Consider the following 16,014-nt stretch of genomic DNA (forward strand, 5'->3'; position numbering starts at 1 on the left):
ACGGACTCCTCTCTCCGAGGAGTCTCCCCCTCAGAACAGGTGTCCGGGAACGTCAGGACGGCTCATTCGTGGTTTCAGGGGCGACCGGAACTCCCGACTCAACCGACCGGAACTCCCGACTCAACCGACCGGAACTCCCGACTCAACCGACCGGAACTCCCGACTCAACCGACCGGAACTCCCGACTCAACCGACCGGAAGTCACGATTCAACGTGAGCGGCGGGCCAGCACCGGGCGGAGCAGCAGCGCGACCACGAGGACGCCGCCGCCGATCAGGCCCCACCACACCGCGTCGTCGCGGGTCTGGGCGAGCAGGTCGTCGGGGGGCTCCGGTGCGGTGGCGGGGTCGGTGTCGCGGGCGACGACCACGGTCCGCTCCAGCTCGCCGGACCGGGCGGGGTTGAGCGGGCGGGTGAGCGCCTCGAGCGGCTGGACGACGCCGTAGCCGGTCAGCCGGGTGCGGGTTCCCTCGGTGCCGTTCGCGGTCTCCAGGAGCCGGGCGACGGTCTGGGCCGGGGTGTCGCGCGGGTACGCCGAGCGCAGCAGCGACACCAGGCCGCTGACCACCGCCGCCGACCAGGAGGTGGCGACCTCGTTGATCACGCAGTAGTCGCCGGTGACCGCGAGCGACACCATCCCCACGGTCGGCGCGGCGAGGTCGGTGTCGGAGTTCTGGACGACGAACTCGGTCGGGTCCACCCCCGCCGGGGCCGCGGCGTTGACCGCGAGCACGTGCGGGTACGCCGCCGGGCGGAACAGCCCGGCCGCGTCCTCGCCGGACCTCATCGGTGCCACGAGGTCCGGGTCGCCCGGCTCACCCTCCTCGTCGGGTCGGTTGCCGGACGAGGCGACCACGACCACGTCGCGGCGCCACAGCCGCTGCACGGCTCGTTCGATCGCGGGGACCTCGCGGTCGAACGCCAGCGACACGTTCGCGACCGCGATGTCGTAGCGCCTCGCGTTGTCGGCCACCCAGTTCAGCCCGGCCGCGACCGTCCCCACGTCGAGACCACCGTCGGCCTCGTCGTACACGCGGGCGTCGATGATCTTCGCGCGCGGTGCGATGCCGACGGGCAGGTCCTCGCCGCGCGGCTGGCCGGCGATCACGCCGGCGACGGCGGTGCCGTGCCCGTCCAGCAGCTCCTCGGTGCCGGTGAACGAGCGAGCGGCCAGGACGTCGAGCCGCGGGCCGTCGTGCACGCCCGAGTCGACCACCGCGACGTTGTAGCCCGCGCCCAGCGCGGGCACGCGGGCCTGGACGTCGGCGATCCCCAGCTCGGCGAGTGGCTCGCTGGGCCCGGACACCGGCTCGACGGTCTGCCCGGGGCCTACGTCGGTGCAGGCCGAGCCGGTGGTCTCGGCGGCCGCGGGCGAGGGCAGCGCCAGCGCGGACGACACCAGGGCCGCCGCGATCAGGAGGCGCACGAGGTGCTCCCCGGAGGGCACAGCGCGGCGTCCTTCGAGAGCTCGACGCCGTCGTCGAACAGCCCGATCCAGCTGTCCGGCACCACGACGACCGGATAGGAGTCGTACCCGAGCTGCTCGGCAGCACCCGTGCCGCCGAGCGGGTTGGCGCGGCCCTTGCCGTCGATGACGTACGGCGCTCCCGCGTCGCCGCCGGTCCAGCCTCCGGAGAGGACGTACGCGCCGCGTCCGGGATCGACGACCGCGACCTTGGTGTCCGCTCCGACGCCGACGGCGCTGGCGTCCTCGCCGGGCGCCTGGGTGAGCTGCGCCAGCGGGGCGGCGCCGGGCTCGGTCACGAGCTGCGCGCACGGCTCGGCGGGACCGTCGAGCGGCGTCAGGAGCTCGCGGGGCCAGTGGGCGTCGGCGAGCGGCGGGTCCTCGAACGTGCGGCCGGGGTAGTCCGGAGCGGGCAACGGCTCGTGGAAGCCGGTGGGCGTCTCCAGGTGCTCGTACACGGCGGCCGCGAAGGGGTCGAGCAGCGTCGGTCCGTCCTTCAGCAGCAGCACGGTGCCACCGTCGGTGTCGAGCAGGTCGCCCACCCGGGCGTCCTCCGGGATCGACTCGTCGGCGTAGGTGAGCTCCTCGCCCAGACCCTCGAGCTGCACGCTGGAGTAGTCGAGGTCGGCCCCGCGCGGGAACAGGTCGAGCCACTCGCGCGGCACCGGCACGGCGGAGCCCAGCGTGCCGGCACCGAGGTCGAGCAGCATCGGGTCGGTCTCGTCGCGGCCTCCCTGCTGCCGCTCGACGCGGTAGGCGTAGGCGCCGCTGAGGCCGGCGGCCGTGTCGGTGGGCTGGGCGATCAGCCAGTACTCCCCGTCACTCTTCACCAGCACCTGCTGGCCGGACGCCGGAAGGACCGAGGGGTCGTCCGCGACGCGGGTGCGGATGCCGCTCCCGGCCGCGGTGCAGGCGGTCCAGCCGTCGTCGATGAGGAGGTCGGAGTCGGGCACGCTCGCGGGCGCACCGAGGATGCCGATGTCCTCGCCGATCGCCTCGTCGTCGATGGTGTCCTGCGAGATGAGCATCGGCTCGACGTCGGGCCCGAGGATCAGCGTCGCCGAGGTGATGTTGATGACCGGTCGCAGCTCGACCTCGCTGGACTCGTCGTCGGGCACGATGACGTAGGCCTGCCCGGTGTCCTTGGAGACGATCAGGCCGTGCTCGGTCCAGTCGTCCGGGGTGCGCGGCGCGAAGACGCCCGCGATGGCTGCGCCGGCGACGAGGAGCACGGCGAGGGCCAGGCCGCCGACGATCGTGCGGCCGGGGCGCGTCGGCTCGACCTCGCGCCCGCCCGGGGCGCCGGACACGAACGCGGTGACCAGCCGGCGCCGGCTGAACGAGTACGCCTCGACGAGGTCCTTCTTGGTGGCCATGGCGCGCTCAGCTGCGGATGGCGGAGAACAGGCCGACCGCGACGACGAGCAGCGGCAGCAGCGCGAGCAGCGCGGCGCTCTCGGCGACGTCGCCGAGGCGGCCGCGGCGTACCGAGGGCGTCGCGGGCAGCAGGGTCACGGCCAGCAGGACGGCTCCGGCGGCGGCGAGCACGACCGCGACCGTCGGCCGCCAGTCCGGGTGGATCAGCAGCGTCGAGACCGCGACCGAGGCCAGGCCGAGGATCCCGGAGACCAGGCCGACGAGCACCTCGGTGCCGGTGCGGTACTGCCGCGTGCGCAGCATGACGACCAGGCAGCACAGCACCGCGAGCAGGGCGCCGGCCACGCCGAGCGAGACCGCGAGCGGGGCGAGCAGCACCAGCAGCAGGCCGACGGTCGCGGTGACGGCGACGAGGATCTGGTGGGCCACGCGGGCATCGGCGCCGACCCGCGTCGGGTCGATCTCGCGGGGCTCGGCGGTGATGTCGGCGGTCGTGTAGAGCTGGTCGACGGCGGTCCCGGTGACGCCGAGCGCCAGCCACGGGAACACGCTGCCCGCCATCACGACGAGCACGAGCACGACGGTGAGCACGACCGCGGGGTCGAACTCGGCGGCCTGCATGACCAGGCCGGTGGCGAGGAAGATCGCGCCGACCACCACGGGCGGGATCACCAGCGCCCGGCCCTCGCCGATGCCGACGAGGCAGACCAGCCCGGCGGCGGCAGCGCCGGCCCCGGCGGCGGCGACCGGCAGGCCGAAGAACGGGTCCTCGGTGACGAGCATCAGGCCCGCGACCGCGGCGTACAGCGATCCGGTCCAGGCGACGGCCACGGCCGCCTGCGGCTCGCGCTGGGCGCGGGAGAGCACGATCGCGCCGGTCACCAGCGCGACGCTGACGACGACGGCGGCGACGCCGGCGAGCACCGAGCCGCGCTGGATGAGCAGCGCGATCGCACCGAGGGCCATGAGCATCCCGGCGGCGGCGAGGGCGGTCACCCTCCCGGAGGTCGGGTCCCACGGCTTGAGGTCGTGCTCGACGACGTCGGTCATCGCCTCGACCACGTCGTCGTAGACGCGCGGGGGCCGGTCGTCGACGCCGGCCGCGACGGTGATGACGCCACCGTCCTCGATCCCCTGGAGGATCAGGCCGGCGTCCGGCTCGAGGTGGCGCCCGTCGGCGGTGACCAGCCGGTAGCCGCCGTACACGGTGGCCGGGTCGAGCAGCCCGACGCTGCGGGCCAGCTCCGGCACCAGCTCGGCGACGGGGACGGTGCCGGGGAGGACCAGGTCGACGCGGCGGCTGCCGGACGCCACGGTCACCCGCACCAGCCCGGAAGCGCCTACGGTCGCCTGGCTCATGTCCCCTCCGTCACTGCATCAGTCGTCGCGAAGGGGCCGGCGCCCGGTGCGCCAGCCCCCTCGTGTCTGGTGTGGTCGTCAGATCTCGAACGACGCAGCACCGCGCGCGTCTGCGGCGCGGTACTCGGCGTTCGAGTGCACGACGGCGGCGCTGGTGTCGGCCAGCAGCGTCTTCATCTCCTGCATCGCCGTGTCCCACTTGGTCTTGGCGACCACGTAGGCCTGCTGGGCGTTACCGGTCCAGTCGCTGCGCAGTGGCGCGAGCTCCGACTCGAGCCGGTTGAGACGGTCGTCGATCTGCTTGACCGCACGAGCCAGGTCGTCGGCCGCGGTGTCGAGACCGGCGTGATTGACACGAAGTCCGTCGAGAGACATCTCAGTCACCTTCCTCAGCCCAGGCGGGATGCGTAGTTGTTGAAGTTCGAGGACTGGCTCTGGTCCGTGCTGACGTTGTCGCGCTCGGTCGACGTCAGCGAGGCCTCGAACTCGTTGAGGGCGTTCGTGATGACCTTCTGCTTGTCGGTCCACGCCTGGTGCAGCGAGAAGAACGCCGCCCCGCCGGCACCGGCCCAGCGGCCCTGGAGCCCCTGGATCTGGCCCGAGAGCGCGTTGCTCAAGCTGTCGAAATCTGCCTTGGCATCGGCCACGAGGCCTGCCGCCCGGGTGAGTGTGCCCTCACCCTGTCCCATCTCCGGTGCGCCCTGCGACATGTCGCCAACCCTTCCCCCGTGGCGGCCTACCGCCGCTCGAGAATCTCGATGTATGTATGGCGAAACCGGTTCGGTGTCGGCCCGAGCCGGACAGTCCGTCGATTACCCGGGCGATTGGGCGATAAACCTCAAGAACTCATTTCCCACAGGCTCGCCAGTTCCCAGAGCTGGCGGAACCAGCCGACGGAGACCACGACGGACGCGACGGCGATCGCGACGCTGAGCCCCTCGGCCACCTCGGCCCGCCGCGACCACCAGGCCGAGCGCCAGCCGCGCCCCACCGCGACGGCCACGACCACGAGCACGACCGCCAGCGCGACCGCGCCGAGGACGACCCAGCGGGCGCTGCCGGCGGGTAGGTCCCCGAGCAGCACCACGAGCAGCGCGACCCAGCAGCCCAGGCCCGCCGTACGCAGCAGGGCGCGCGCGGCGGCGTGCCGATGGCTGCGGGCCGCGAGCACCAGCCCCGCGCCGGCGAAGCCCACCAGGAGGCGGGCGCCGATCCGGTCGATCGGCAGCGTGGCGGTGGCCAGCAGCAGCGGCGCGCTGACCACCGCGACGACGAGGATCGCGGCCGCGGACGCGGTGACCAGGCGGGTCCCGCGCGCCGCGACCACACCCACGGCGTCGAGGGGGACGACCGAGCGGCCGCGCTTGCCGGTCGGCTGCTCGCGCGCCGACCACGCCGTGACGGCGAGGCGTTCGAGGTCGATGAGGTACTGGTCCGGCACGTCGATCGCCAGGCCGGGGACGAACCGCGCGGCGAGCAGCGCGCCGAGGAGCAGCAGCGCCCACGCCATCCGGGGCGGCGCGCCCGCCAGGGCGCAGAGCCCGGTGAGCGCGAAGACCCCGGCGCCGACGATGATCCAGACGCGCAGCGCCTCCTCGGCCTTGGGTGCCAGCGCGCGCCCGACGGCCGCGGCCAGCGCGGCGGCCAGGCCGGTGACGCCGACGACCATCGGCAGCCGGACCGGGTTCGGGTCCCACACGACGGCGAACGCGGCCGCGGCGGCGAAGGCCGGGGCCGCGACCACGCGGTACGCCGCGAACCGGCCGGTCGGCACGACCCCGACGACGGTCGCGAGGAGAAGCACCCAGACGGTCGGCTCGGGCTCGGTCCGGGCGCACCAGCCGGCGAGGCCGGCGGCCGCCGCCGCGACGCAGAACCACAGCGCCGTGAGGGGTCCGGGCGCACGGCGTGCCTCCCGGCGCGGTGTCGGGCGGGAGGTCATCGCCGGCGTGACACCGGTGGTGGCGACCAGCAGGTCGCCGGCGCCGACACCGGCGCGGGTCAGCTCGGTGTCACCCGGGATCGGGGTGCCCGTACGGGTGCGCAGCTCGGGCACCGAGGCCAGCCCGGCTCGGCGCGCGTACGCCTCGGCGACGTCGGAGGCGTCGGCGCTGGCCGGCACGGCCAGGTCGAGGACGCCCGCCGGGCCGTGGACGGAGAGGGCGAGGATGTCCACGCGCCCACCATCCCCGGATTTCCCAGGCGTCAACCCCGCTCGTCAGGGGTAGGGAAGGCCCGTGACTACGACGCTGCGCGGCACCCGGCTCGACGCGCCGGAGATGCCGACCGGGCGGATCGACCTCCAGCCGCCTCCCCAGATCGAGCCCAACGAGGGCGCGAGCGGCGTGCTCATGAACGCGATCCCCATGCTCGGCAGCCTGGGCTCGATCGTGCTGGTGGCGACCATGGGTCGCTCGACCGGCGGCCGCGCCTTCATCGCCGCGGGCATGTTCCTGTTCGCGACGCTCGGCTTCGTGATCGTGCAGATCGACCGGCAGCGCAAGCAGCGCGCCCAGCAGGTGACCGGCTCGCGGACCGAGTACCTCCGCTACCTCGCGACCGTCCGCAAGGTCGCCCGGGACGCCGGCGACCAGCAACGGCGCGCGCTCACCTGGCAGCACCCCGAGCCGGCCGCGCTGCCCGCGCTCGCCGACGAGCGATCCCGTGTCTGGGAGCGCAGCTCGTCCGACCCCGGCTTCCTCCACGTGCGGTACGGCGTCTGCGCCCAGCCCCTGGCCCTCGAGCTGGTCCCACCCGAGAGCACCCCGATCGACCAGGTCGACCCGGCCGCTGCGTCGGCGCTGCACCGGCTGCTCGTCGTGCATCGGATCCAGCCGGACCTGCCGGCGTCCATCGACCTGCGCGCCTTCGACCGGGTCGAGGTGTGCGGCCCCGAGGAGCCGGCCCGGTCCCTGGCGCGGTCGCTGATCTGCTCCGCGGCGACGTTCCACTCCCCCGACCAGCTGGTGATCGCCGTGCTCACGTCCGAGCGGCACCTCGCACACTGGGACTGGGTGAAGTGGCTGCCGCACAACCAGAGCGCGCAGCAGTCCGACGCCGTCGGGCCGATGCGGATGGTCGCGACGTCCCTGGCCGACCTGGCCCCGCTGCTGCCACCCGACCTCCCGGAGCGGCCGCGGTTCGGCGCCGACGAGCGGCCCGCGACCCCGCACCTGCTGCTCGTGATCGACGGCGGCGAGCTGCCGCCCGGCAACCACGTCGTACCTCCCGACGGGGTCCACGGCGTCACGCTCCTCGACCTGCCGGCACGGTGGGAGGAGCTCGAGGACTCCACCCGGCTGCGGATCCAGCTCGCGGGCGAGGCCGCGGCCGACGGCCGCTACCCGGTGCACGCGCTGCGGCTGCGCGAGGAGCCGATCAAGGCCCGCGCCGACCAGTGCAGCACCGCGACCGCCGAGGCGCTCGCCCGCCGGCTGACCCCGCTGCACGCCATCGCGGCCGGCACCGTCGACACGAGCACCGGCGAGCTGACCGGGCCGGCCGACTTCATGGAGCTGCTGGCGCTCGGTGACGTCCGGACGTTCGACCCCGCGGCCGCCTGGCGGCCGCGCCCGGCCCGCGACCGGCTCCGGGTGCCGATCGGCGTCGGGGACGGCGGCACCGTCGTCCACCTCGACATCAAGGAGTCCGCCCAGCAGGGCATGGGCCCGCACGGCCTGGTGATCGGTGCGACCGGCTCCGGCAAGTCGGAGTTCCTGCGCACGCTGGTGCTGGGGCTCGCGCTGACCCACTCCCCCGAGCAGCTGAACATGGTGCTCGTCGACTTCAAGGGCGGCGCGACGTTCGCCGGGATGTCCGAGCTGCCGCACGTGTCCGCGGTGATCACGAACCTCGCCCAGGAGCTGACCCTCGTCGACCGCATGCAGGACGCGCTGTCCGGCGAGATGGTGCGCCGCCAGGAGCTGCTGCGCGAAGCGGGCAACTTCGCCTCGATCCGCGACTACGAGAAGGCCCGGCTCGCCGGCGAGGACCTCGCCCCGATGCCGTCGCTGTTCCTCGTGGTCGACGAGTTCTCCGAGATGCTGTCGGCCAAGCCGGAGTTCATCGACCTGTTCGTCGCGATCGGGCGCCTGGGCCGCTCGCTCGGCCTGCACCTGCTGCTCGCCTCGCAGCGCCTGGAGGAGGGCCGGCTGCGCGGGCTCGAGTCGCACCTCTCCTACCGCGTCGGCCTCCGCACGTTCAGCGCCGCCGAGTCGCGCTCGGTGCTGGGCGTGCCCGACGCCTACGAGCTGCCCGCCGATCCCGGCCTCGGCTACCTCAAGCCCGACCCGTCGACGATGCTGCGGTTCAAGGCGGCCTACGTGTCCGGCCCGCCATCGGGTCGCACGCGGGTACGCCGCGACGAGGGCGGCCACATCCAGGGCATCTTGCCGTTCACGATCTCCGAGGTGCTCAAGCTCGACGTGCCCGAGCCGGAGCCCGAGCCGGAGCCCGTCGCGGTCGAGCCCGGGGACCAGGAGTCGCTGCTCAGCATCGCCGTACGCCACATGACCGGGCACGGCCCCGCCGCACACCAGGTGTGGCTGCCGCCGCTCGAGCGGCCCGACTCGCTCGACCTGCTGCTCGGCGACCTCGAGGAGGACCCGCGCCTCGGCCTGGTCTCCCCGCAGTGGCGCGCGCTCGGCGGGCTGGTGGTGCCGCTCGGCATCGTCGACCGGCCGCGCGAGCAGCGCCGCGACACCCTCACCGTCGACCTCGGCGGCTCGGGCGGCCACGCCGCGGTCGTCGGCGGCCCGCGCAGCGGCAAGAGCACGCTGCTGCGCACGGTCGTCGCCAGCCTGTCGCTGACCACGACGCCGCTGGAGTCGCAGTTCTTCGTGCTCGACTTCGGCGGCGGCACGTTCTCGCCGTACGTCGACCTGCCGCACGTCGCCGGCGTCGGCACCCGCAGCGAGCCCGACGTGGTCCGGCGCATCGTGGCCGAGGTGCGCGGCGTCGTGGACCGCCGCGAGGAGTACTTCCGCGCCAACGGCATCGACTCCATCGAGACCTACCGCTCGCGGCGGGCGGCGGGCCGCGTCGACGACGGGTACGGCGACGTGTTCCTCGTCGTCGACGGCTGGAGCACGCTGCGCGCGGACTTCGACGACCTCGAGCTGGAGATCCAGCAGCTCGCGACCCGGGGCCTGACGTTCGGGCTGCACGTCGTGGCGGGCGCCGCTCGGTGGGCGGACTTCCGCGCCGCGATGCGCGACCAGTTCGGCACCCGCCTCGAGCTGCGGCTCGGCGACCCGATGGACTCCGAGATCGACCGCAAGATCTCCGCGCTGGTGCCGGCCGGGCGTCCCGGCCGCGGCCTGGTGCAGAGCAAGCTGCACTTCCTGGCCGCGCTGCCCCGCATCGACGGCTCGGCGGACGTCGAGAGCCTCGGCGAGGGCGTGGACGACCTGGTGAAGCGCGTCGCCGCCGCCTGGACCGGCCCGTCCGGCCCCAAGCTCCGGCTGCTCCCGGAGCGCATCGACCTCGCCGAGGTCCGCACCCTCGCGCCGGACGACCGGCGGCTGCTCCTCGGCATCCGCGAGCTCGACCTCGGACCGGTCGGCATCGACGCGGACCTGGAGCCGCACCTGCTGGTGCTCGGCGACGGCCAGTCCGGCAAGAGCAGCGTGCTGCGGGCGTACGCCGACGAGGTGATGCGCACCCGGACGCCGGACCAGGCGCAGCTGGTCGTCGTTGACTACCGGCGCTCGCTGCTCGGCGAGGTCCCGGAGGACTACCTCCTCCACTACCTGACCTCCGCGCCGCAGGCGCAGTCGGCGATCCGCGACCTGGCGTCGTACCTCGAGTCGCGGATCCCCGGCCCGGACGTCACACCGGAGCAGCTGCGCAGCCGGTCGTGGTGGAGCGGGGCGGAGGTGTTCGTCCTCGTCGACGACTACGACCTGGTCGCGACGCAGCAGAGCTCGCCCCTGCAGGCGCTGCAGCCGCTGCTCGCCCAGGCCCGCGACGTCGGCCTGCACCTCGTGGTCGCGCGCCGGTCGGGTGGCGCGTCGCGGGCGCTCTACGAGCCGATCATCCAGTCGCTGCGCGACCTCGCGATGCCGGGCCTGTTGCTGTCGGGCAGCCCGGACGAGGGTCCGCTGATCGGCAACGTCAAGCCACAGCCGGCCGCGCCCGGGCGGGGCCGCCTGGTCACCCGCGACCGCGGCGTCGAGGTCGTGCAGATGGCCTGGAGGGAGCCGAGCGCGTGAGCCCTACTTGTGGGTGTGCTCGCCGGGACCGTTGACCTTGGTGCCGGGCAGGTCCTTGAGGTCGTAGGTGATCTCGAACGTGCGCCGGTAGCCGGTGTGCGCGACCCGCCAGCCGTCGGGCGTGCGCGCGTAGCGGTCCTCGTAGAACGCCGCGCCCTCGAGCATGAACTGGAACGCCGGCACGATCACCTTGTCCTGCAGGTACCAGCGACCGGTCGCGGTGTCGCCGTCCACCTCGATCTCGGGGTGGTGGACCTGGTGCATGGTGAGGAAGCCCTCGGGGAGGTTCTCCTGCATGTACGCGACCAGCGCGGCCCGGTCGTCGAACATCAGGCCGTTGTAGTCGCCGGTCGCGTCCGGGAGGAAGCACGCGGCGAACTGGTCCCACTGCTTGGTGTCCAGGGTGCGCAGGTAGCGGTACTTGAGCTGGCTGATCTGGGTGACATCGTCCACAAAACTAGAACGTATTCTAGTTTTGCCTCCGCGTCACGGAAAGCTCGTTGACCTACTCGTAACGTCGCGTCAACGTCCCGGCGACCTGACTTCGGCACGATCAGTGCAAAAGCCAGACGAAGGGGGCCGACATGGACCAGCAGACGACCGACCAGCTCCGCGAGCGGCGCATCAACCTCCGGTTGCGGCACGCCCAGGCGCTCACCAGCCTGATGGAGGAGCGCAGCGACCTGCGCGGCGTGCACGCGCTCGCCGACTACTTCGACGAGGCGGTCCGCTGGTCGGCCTAGCCGGGCATGGCCGCGGGATCGGACCGGGTCGGCTACCCGCCCTTTGCGGGTGACCCCCGCGCGCTGGGGCCGTCGTTATAGTCGCGGCGTGATCTTCAAGCGCGTCGGCGACGGGAGGCCGTACCCGGACCACGGGCTGTCCTCGCGCGCGTGGGCCGCGGTGCCGCCCCGGCAGGTGCGCCTCGACCAGCTGGTGACGACCAAGGACACCCTCCAGCTCGCCGCGCTGCTCGACGAGGACTCGACGTTCTACGGCGACCTGTTCGCCCACGTGGTCGAGTGGGAGGGCGAGTACTACCTCGAGGACGGCCTGCACCGCGCCCTGCGCGCCGCGCTCCAGCAGCGCAACGTGCTGCACGCCCGGGTCCACTCGATGGGGGTCTGAATGACCCGCGGGGCGCGGACGGCGATCACCCTCTCCGTGCTCGGCCTGGTGCTGGCCGTCGCCGCGGCGTGGGGCTGGACGGCCGCGACGAAGCCACTGCCGGCGAAGGTCGACACCCCGATCTGCGTGAGCACCGACGTCGCCGAGGGCGAGCGGGTGTTCCCGCAGGACGTCACGGTCAGCGTCTACAACGCCAGTGACCGCGACGGCCTGGCCGGACGGACCATGCAGCTGCTCACCGACGAGGGCTTCGCCGAGGGCAGCAGCGGCAACGTGAGCGGGCAGGTCGACGTCGTCCAGATCTGGACGCTCGACCCGGAGAGCCCCGCGGTCGCGCTCGTCGCCAGCCGCCTCGGCGACGACGTCGAGATCCAGCGCCGCCAGCCGCCCGGGGTCGGCGTCGCGGTCGTGGTCGGCGACGACTTCGACACCCTGGTGAAGGGCCGCAAGGCGGTCGTCGCGGAGTCCGACACCGAGATCTGCAGCCCGCCGATCGGCTAGCCCAGCCACTGGGCGAGGCGCCCGTGCTGGCTGACCTGGCGCAGCCGCTCCTCGGTCCGCTCCCGCATCCGGCGCGGCGTGACCACGATCAGGTCGTCGCCGTGGCGCAGGACGGTACGCCGCTCCGGCACCAGGGTCTCGCCGTCGCGGACCACCATCGACACCGAGGCGCCACGCGGGAGCCGGAGCTCGCCCACCTCGACGCCGTGCATCTGCGACACCGGGCTGATCGTCACCTGCAGCAAGTCGGCCGCGACCTTCTCCAGCGGCGCGGCCTCCATCTCCAGCCCGCGCGGCTCCGAGCGGCGCGCGACCTTGAGGAGCTTGGCCACCCCGGGGAGGGTCGGGCCCGTGAGCAACGTGTAGATGATCACCATCACGAACACCATGTCGAACAGCTCCGCGGCGTCCTCGACACCCTCGGCGAGCGGGATCGTGGTGAGCACGATCGGGACCGCGCCGCGCAGCCCCGCCCACGAGACGAACGCCAGCTCGCGCCGCGGCATCGGTTGCGCGACCGCGCTGATCAGCACCGAGACCGGGCGCGCCAGGAAGGTGAGCACCAGGCCGGCGCCGATCGCGAGCCCGACGGTCTCGAGCGTGATCCGACCCGGCGAGAGCAGCAGGCCGAGCATCACGAACAGCCCGATCTGGGCGAGCCAGGCCACCCCCTCGGCGAACGACCGGGTGGCCACCCGGTGCGGCAGCTCGGCATTGCCGAGCACCAGCGCCGCGACGTACACCGCCGCGAAGCCGGACCCGTGGACCGCCGCGGCGCCGCCGTACGCGAGGAACGTCAGCGTCATCACCGAGAGCGGGTAGAGGCCGGACGACGGCAGCGCCGCGCGGCGCATGACCCAGGCGCCGCCGAAGCCGGCCGCGAGCCCGATCACGACGCCGATCACCAGCTCGTAGGCGATGATCCCGCCCATCGCCAGCAGGCCGTGGTCGTCGACCGCGCCGCTGGAGATCAGGGTCACCAGCACCACGGTCGGGGCGTCGTTCAGCCCGGACTCCGCCTCCAGGGCACCGGTCAGGCGGCGCGGCAGCGGCACCCGGCGCAGCACCGAGAAGACCGCGGCCGCGTCGGTCGGCGACGTCACGGCGCCGAGCAGCACCGCGAGCTCCCAGGACAGGCCGAGCAGGTAGTGCGAGGCGACCGCCACGACCGTCACCGAGATCGCCACGCCGATCGTGGCCAGCGAGAGGCCGAGCCGCATCACCGGCCGGATCTCGCGCCAGGAGGTGGTGAGACCACCCTCGGCGAGGATCACCGCGAGCGCGATGAAGCCGAGCGCGTGCGCGACCTCGGCGTTCTCGAACTCGATGCCGAGGCCCTGCTCGCCCAGCGCCACGCCCATCAGGAGGTAGACCAGGAGGCTGGGCAGGCCCGCGCCGGCGGAGACGCGGACGGCCAGGATGGCCAGCAGCGTCACGGCGGACCCCACGAGCACGAACATGTCGAGCTCGTGGACGTCGAACGTCACGGGGTCACCTCGGCTGCGGTCGGGGCGGCGGGGCCGCAGTCTATCGGTGCCGCGGACCTAGCCGGTCGGGGTGTATCCGGGACGCCCGGAGGCGTCCCACTCCTCCCAGAACGACGTGAACTCCTCGCCCAGGAACGGGTCGCCGCCGGTCATCGCGATGCCGCCGCGGCGCACGGTCCAGTCCCACGGCGAGAGGTCCTGGGCGATCGCGAGCTGGCGCTTGGCGCGGTCCACATCACCGTGGCGCTGGTGGTGCGCGGCGATCCGTCGGTGGGCCAGCGCGAGCTGCTCCTCGTCGGTGCGCTCCGGCGGCTCCGGGCTCTCGGGCAGCACGCCGTCGCGCGCCCACGCGCGGAGCAGGTCGTGGTGCTGGTCGGCCTTGATCTTGGTGAAGTCGACGAACTGGTCGTCGCCCGGCGCGATCGTCGGCTGCTTCACGATCCGGTCGTCCTCGTCGATCCAGACCACCGACGGGACGTTGGTGATCCCGTACTTCTCCGCGGTCACGTGCGCGGTGTCGACGGCGACCGGGTACGTCGGGCTCGCGGCCTCGATCCATGGCCGGCTCTCCTCCGGGTCGCTGTCGAGCGCGACCGAGAACAGCTTGAGCCCGGTGTCGGCCAGCTCGTCCTGCAGGCGCTGCCAGCCACCGAGCTCGTGGCGGCAGCCGCACCACGACGCCCAGGTGACGAGCACCCGCTTGTGGCCGGAGAAGTCGTCGAAGGAGACCGGGTTGCCGTCGACGTCGTTCAGGGTCAGGGCGGGCGCGCGCCCGTCGGCGGTCTCCCGGTGGTGCGTCGCCGCGGACGGCGCCAGCGCGACGACGTCGCCGTCACGGGCGAGGACGTACCCGGCCCGCTCGGCCCAGGCGTCGAGGTCAGCCATCGTCGCCTGCGGGATGCACATGTCACCCCAGCAGAGGCCGACGTCCTTCTCCGCGACCTCGTGCGCGCGGCCGTCCACGTCGATCAGGATCACCACGGCGTCAGCATCGCACGAAACTGGAACATGTTCTAGATTGGGCGCATGAGCGGCACCGCCATCCCTGACACCCTGCCCGCCTCGGTCCTCGACGGGGCGCCGTCGTACGACGTCGTGGTCGTCGGCTTCGGGATCGCCGGCGGGTGCGCGGCGCTCGAGGCCGCGCGCGCGGGCGCGCGGGTGCTGCTGCTGGAGCGGGCGGCCGTGCACGGCGGGACCTCGTCGATGTCGGGCGGGCACTTCTACCTCGGCGGCGGCACCGCGGTGCAGCAGGCGACCGGGTGGGAGGACAGCGCCGACGAGATGTACAAGTACCTCGTCTCGGTGTCCAAGGACCCCGAGCACGACAAGATCCGCGCGTACTGCGACGGCTCCGTGGAGCACTTCGAGTGGCTGGAGGCGCTGGGCTTCGAGTTCGAGCGCTCGTTCTTCCCGGGCAAGGCGGTGATCCAGCCCGGCACCGAGGGGCTGATGTTCACCGGCAACGAGAAGGTGTGGCCGTTCAAGGAGCAGGCCGTCCCGGCGCCGCGCGGCCACAAGGTGCCGGTCCCCGGCGACACCGAGGGAACCCGGATCGTGCTGGACCTGATCAAGGAGCGCCTGGCGGAGGCCGGGGTCGAGGTGCGCTACGAGACCGGGGCGACCAACCTCGTCGTCGACGACGGCACGGGCGACGGCGCGGTGGTCGGCGTGGCGTGGCGCTCGTTCGACGAGACCGGTGTGGTCGCGGCACCGGCGGTGGTGCTCGCGGCGGGCGGCTTCGTGATGAACCCGGAGATGGTCGAGACCTACACCCCGGCGCTCGGCTCCAAGCTGTTCACGCTCGGGTCGACGTACGACGACGGGCTCGGCATCCGCCTGGGCGCGTCGGTGGGTGCCGAGCTCAAGCACATGGAGGAGCCGTTCATCACGGCGCCGTTCTACCCGCCGTCGAAGCTGATGACCGGGTTCATCGTCAACAACCGCGGCGAACGGTTCGTGTCCGAGGACTGCTACCACTCGCGCACCTCGCAGTTCGTGATGGAGCAGCCGGACTCCGCGGCGTACCTCATCGTCGACAGCGAGCACGGCGAGCTCGCCAGCTACTCGATGCTGGTGCCGCTCATCGACGCCTACGACACGATCGAGGAGCTGGAGACCGCACTGTCGCTGCCCGCCGGGTCGGTGGCCGCGACGCTCGAGCGCTACAACAAGATGGCCGCCGCAGGCGAGGACCTCGACTTCCACAAGGGCGCGGAGTGGCTGGAGCCCCAGGACACCGGCCCGTGGGCGGCGTTCGACCTGCGGCTCGGCAAGGCGATGTACGCCGGCTTCACCCTCGGCGGCATCCGCGTCACCGTCGACGGCCAGGCCCAGCGCTCGGACGGCACGATCGTCCCGGGCCTCTACGCCGCCGGTGCGTGCGCCTCCAACATCGCCCAGGACGGCAAGGGCTACTGCTCCGGCACGCAGCTGGGCGAGGGGTCGTTCTTCGGGCGGCGGGCGGGGAGGCACGCTGCGTCGG

14 protein-coding genes are annotated in these 16,014 nt (G+C 73.2%); 5 read left to right on the forward strand and 9 right to left on the reverse strand.

The genetic code is table 11. The features are described from left to right. Positions 1 to 208: 208 nt before the first annotated feature. The 6 genes from ABD875_RS07100 to ABD875_RS07125 form a co-directional block, all read right to left on the reverse strand. Positions 209 to 1,426, reverse strand: a complete 1,218-nt coding sequence (locus ABD875_RS07100) for a S8 family serine peptidase (protein WP_345172718.1) — start codon at positions 1,424 to 1,426, stop codon at positions 209 to 211. Beyond that, positions 1,414 to 2,841: a type VII secretion protein EccB gene (locus tag ABD875_RS07105; protein WP_345172720.1), complete on the reverse strand. Its 1,428-nt coding sequence runs from the start codon at positions 2,839 to 2,841 to the stop codon at positions 1,414 to 1,416. The genes ABD875_RS07100 and ABD875_RS07105 overlap by 13 nt, the downstream gene beginning before the upstream one ends. Positions 2,842 to 2,848: 7 nt before the next feature. Further along, a complete protein-coding gene (eccD, locus tag ABD875_RS07110) occupies positions 2,849 to 4,201 on the reverse strand; it encodes a type VII secretion integral membrane protein EccD (protein ID WP_345172722.1) in 1,353 nt (450 codons plus the stop codon). Between the two features lie 78 nt (positions 4,202 to 4,279). Further along, entirely contained in the window at positions 4,280 to 4,576 is a 297-nt protein-coding gene (locus ABD875_RS07115) for a WXG100 family type VII secretion target (RefSeq protein ID WP_345173279.1), read from the reverse strand. Between the two features lie 14 nt (positions 4,577 to 4,590). Next, a complete protein-coding gene (locus tag ABD875_RS07120; protein ID WP_345172724.1) occupies positions 4,591 to 4,911 on the reverse strand; it encodes a WXG100 family type VII secretion target in 321 nt (106 codons plus the stop codon). Positions 4,912 to 5,039: 128 nt separating this feature from the next. Beyond that, positions 5,040 to 6,377, reverse strand: a complete 1,338-nt coding sequence (locus ABD875_RS07125; RefSeq protein ID WP_345172726.1) for a hypothetical protein — start codon at positions 6,375 to 6,377, stop codon at positions 5,040 to 5,042. Positions 6,378 to 6,438: 61 nt separating this feature from the next. Here ABD875_RS07125 and eccCa point away from each other — a divergent pair, with 61 nt between their 5' ends. Next, positions 6,439 to 10,413, forward strand: a complete 3,975-nt coding sequence (gene eccCa, locus ABD875_RS07130; RefSeq protein ID WP_345172728.1) for a type VII secretion protein EccCa — start codon at positions 6,439 to 6,441, stop codon at positions 10,411 to 10,413. 3 nt (positions 10,414 to 10,416) lie between these two features. Here the strand turns inward: eccCa and ABD875_RS07135 are convergent, their stop codons facing one another. Next, positions 10,417 to 10,866 (reverse strand): nuclear transport factor 2 family protein, encoded by a 450-nt coding sequence (locus tag ABD875_RS07135; RefSeq protein ID WP_345172730.1) that lies wholly within the window; start codon positions 10,864 to 10,866, stop codon positions 10,417 to 10,419. Between the two features lie 131 nt (positions 10,867 to 10,997). Here ABD875_RS07135 and ABD875_RS07140 point away from each other — a divergent pair, with 131 nt between their 5' ends. The 3 genes from ABD875_RS07140 (at position 10,998) to ABD875_RS07150 (ending at position 12,042) form a co-directional block, all read left to right on the forward strand. Beyond that, on the forward strand, positions 10,998 to 11,156 hold the full coding sequence (locus tag ABD875_RS07140) for a hypothetical protein (RefSeq protein WP_345172732.1): 159 nt from the start codon (positions 10,998 to 11,000) through the stop codon (positions 11,154 to 11,156). Positions 11,157 to 11,244: 88 nt separating this feature from the next. Beyond that, a complete protein-coding gene (locus ABD875_RS07145; RefSeq protein WP_345172735.1) occupies positions 11,245 to 11,541 on the forward strand; it encodes a type II toxin-antitoxin system VapB family antitoxin in 297 nt (98 codons plus the stop codon). Beyond that, positions 11,542 to 12,042 carry a LytR C-terminal domain-containing protein gene (locus tag ABD875_RS07150; RefSeq protein WP_345172737.1) on the forward strand — a complete coding sequence of 167 codons (501 nt, stop codon included), beginning with the start codon at positions 11,542 to 11,544 and terminating at the stop codon, positions 12,040 to 12,042. Here ABD875_RS07150 and ABD875_RS07155 read toward each other — a convergent pair. Both ABD875_RS07155 and ABD875_RS07160 read right to left on the reverse strand, forming a co-directional pair. After that, on the reverse strand, positions 12,039 to 13,529 hold the full coding sequence (locus ABD875_RS07155; RefSeq protein WP_345172739.1) for a potassium/proton antiporter: 1,491 nt from the start codon (positions 13,527 to 13,529) through the stop codon (positions 12,039 to 12,041). The two genes, ABD875_RS07150 and ABD875_RS07155, sit on opposite strands and share 4 nt — an antisense overlap. A 57-nt stretch (positions 13,530 to 13,586) precedes the next feature. After that, positions 13,587 to 14,510, reverse strand: a complete 924-nt coding sequence (locus ABD875_RS07160; RefSeq protein WP_345172741.1) for a redoxin domain-containing protein — start codon at positions 14,508 to 14,510, stop codon at positions 13,587 to 13,589. 45 nt (positions 14,511 to 14,555) lie between these two features. Here ABD875_RS07160 and ABD875_RS07165 point away from each other — a divergent pair. Continuing rightward, the coding region (locus ABD875_RS07165; RefSeq protein WP_345172743.1) for an FAD-binding protein at positions 14,556 to 16,014 on the forward strand (1,459 nt) is incomplete at its 3' end.

Origin of the sequence: Nocardioides caricicola, from assembly GCF_039541135.1 — a bacterium.
GTDB lineage: Bacteria > Actinomycetota > Actinomycetes > Propionibacteriales > Nocardioidaceae > Nocardioides > Nocardioides caricicola.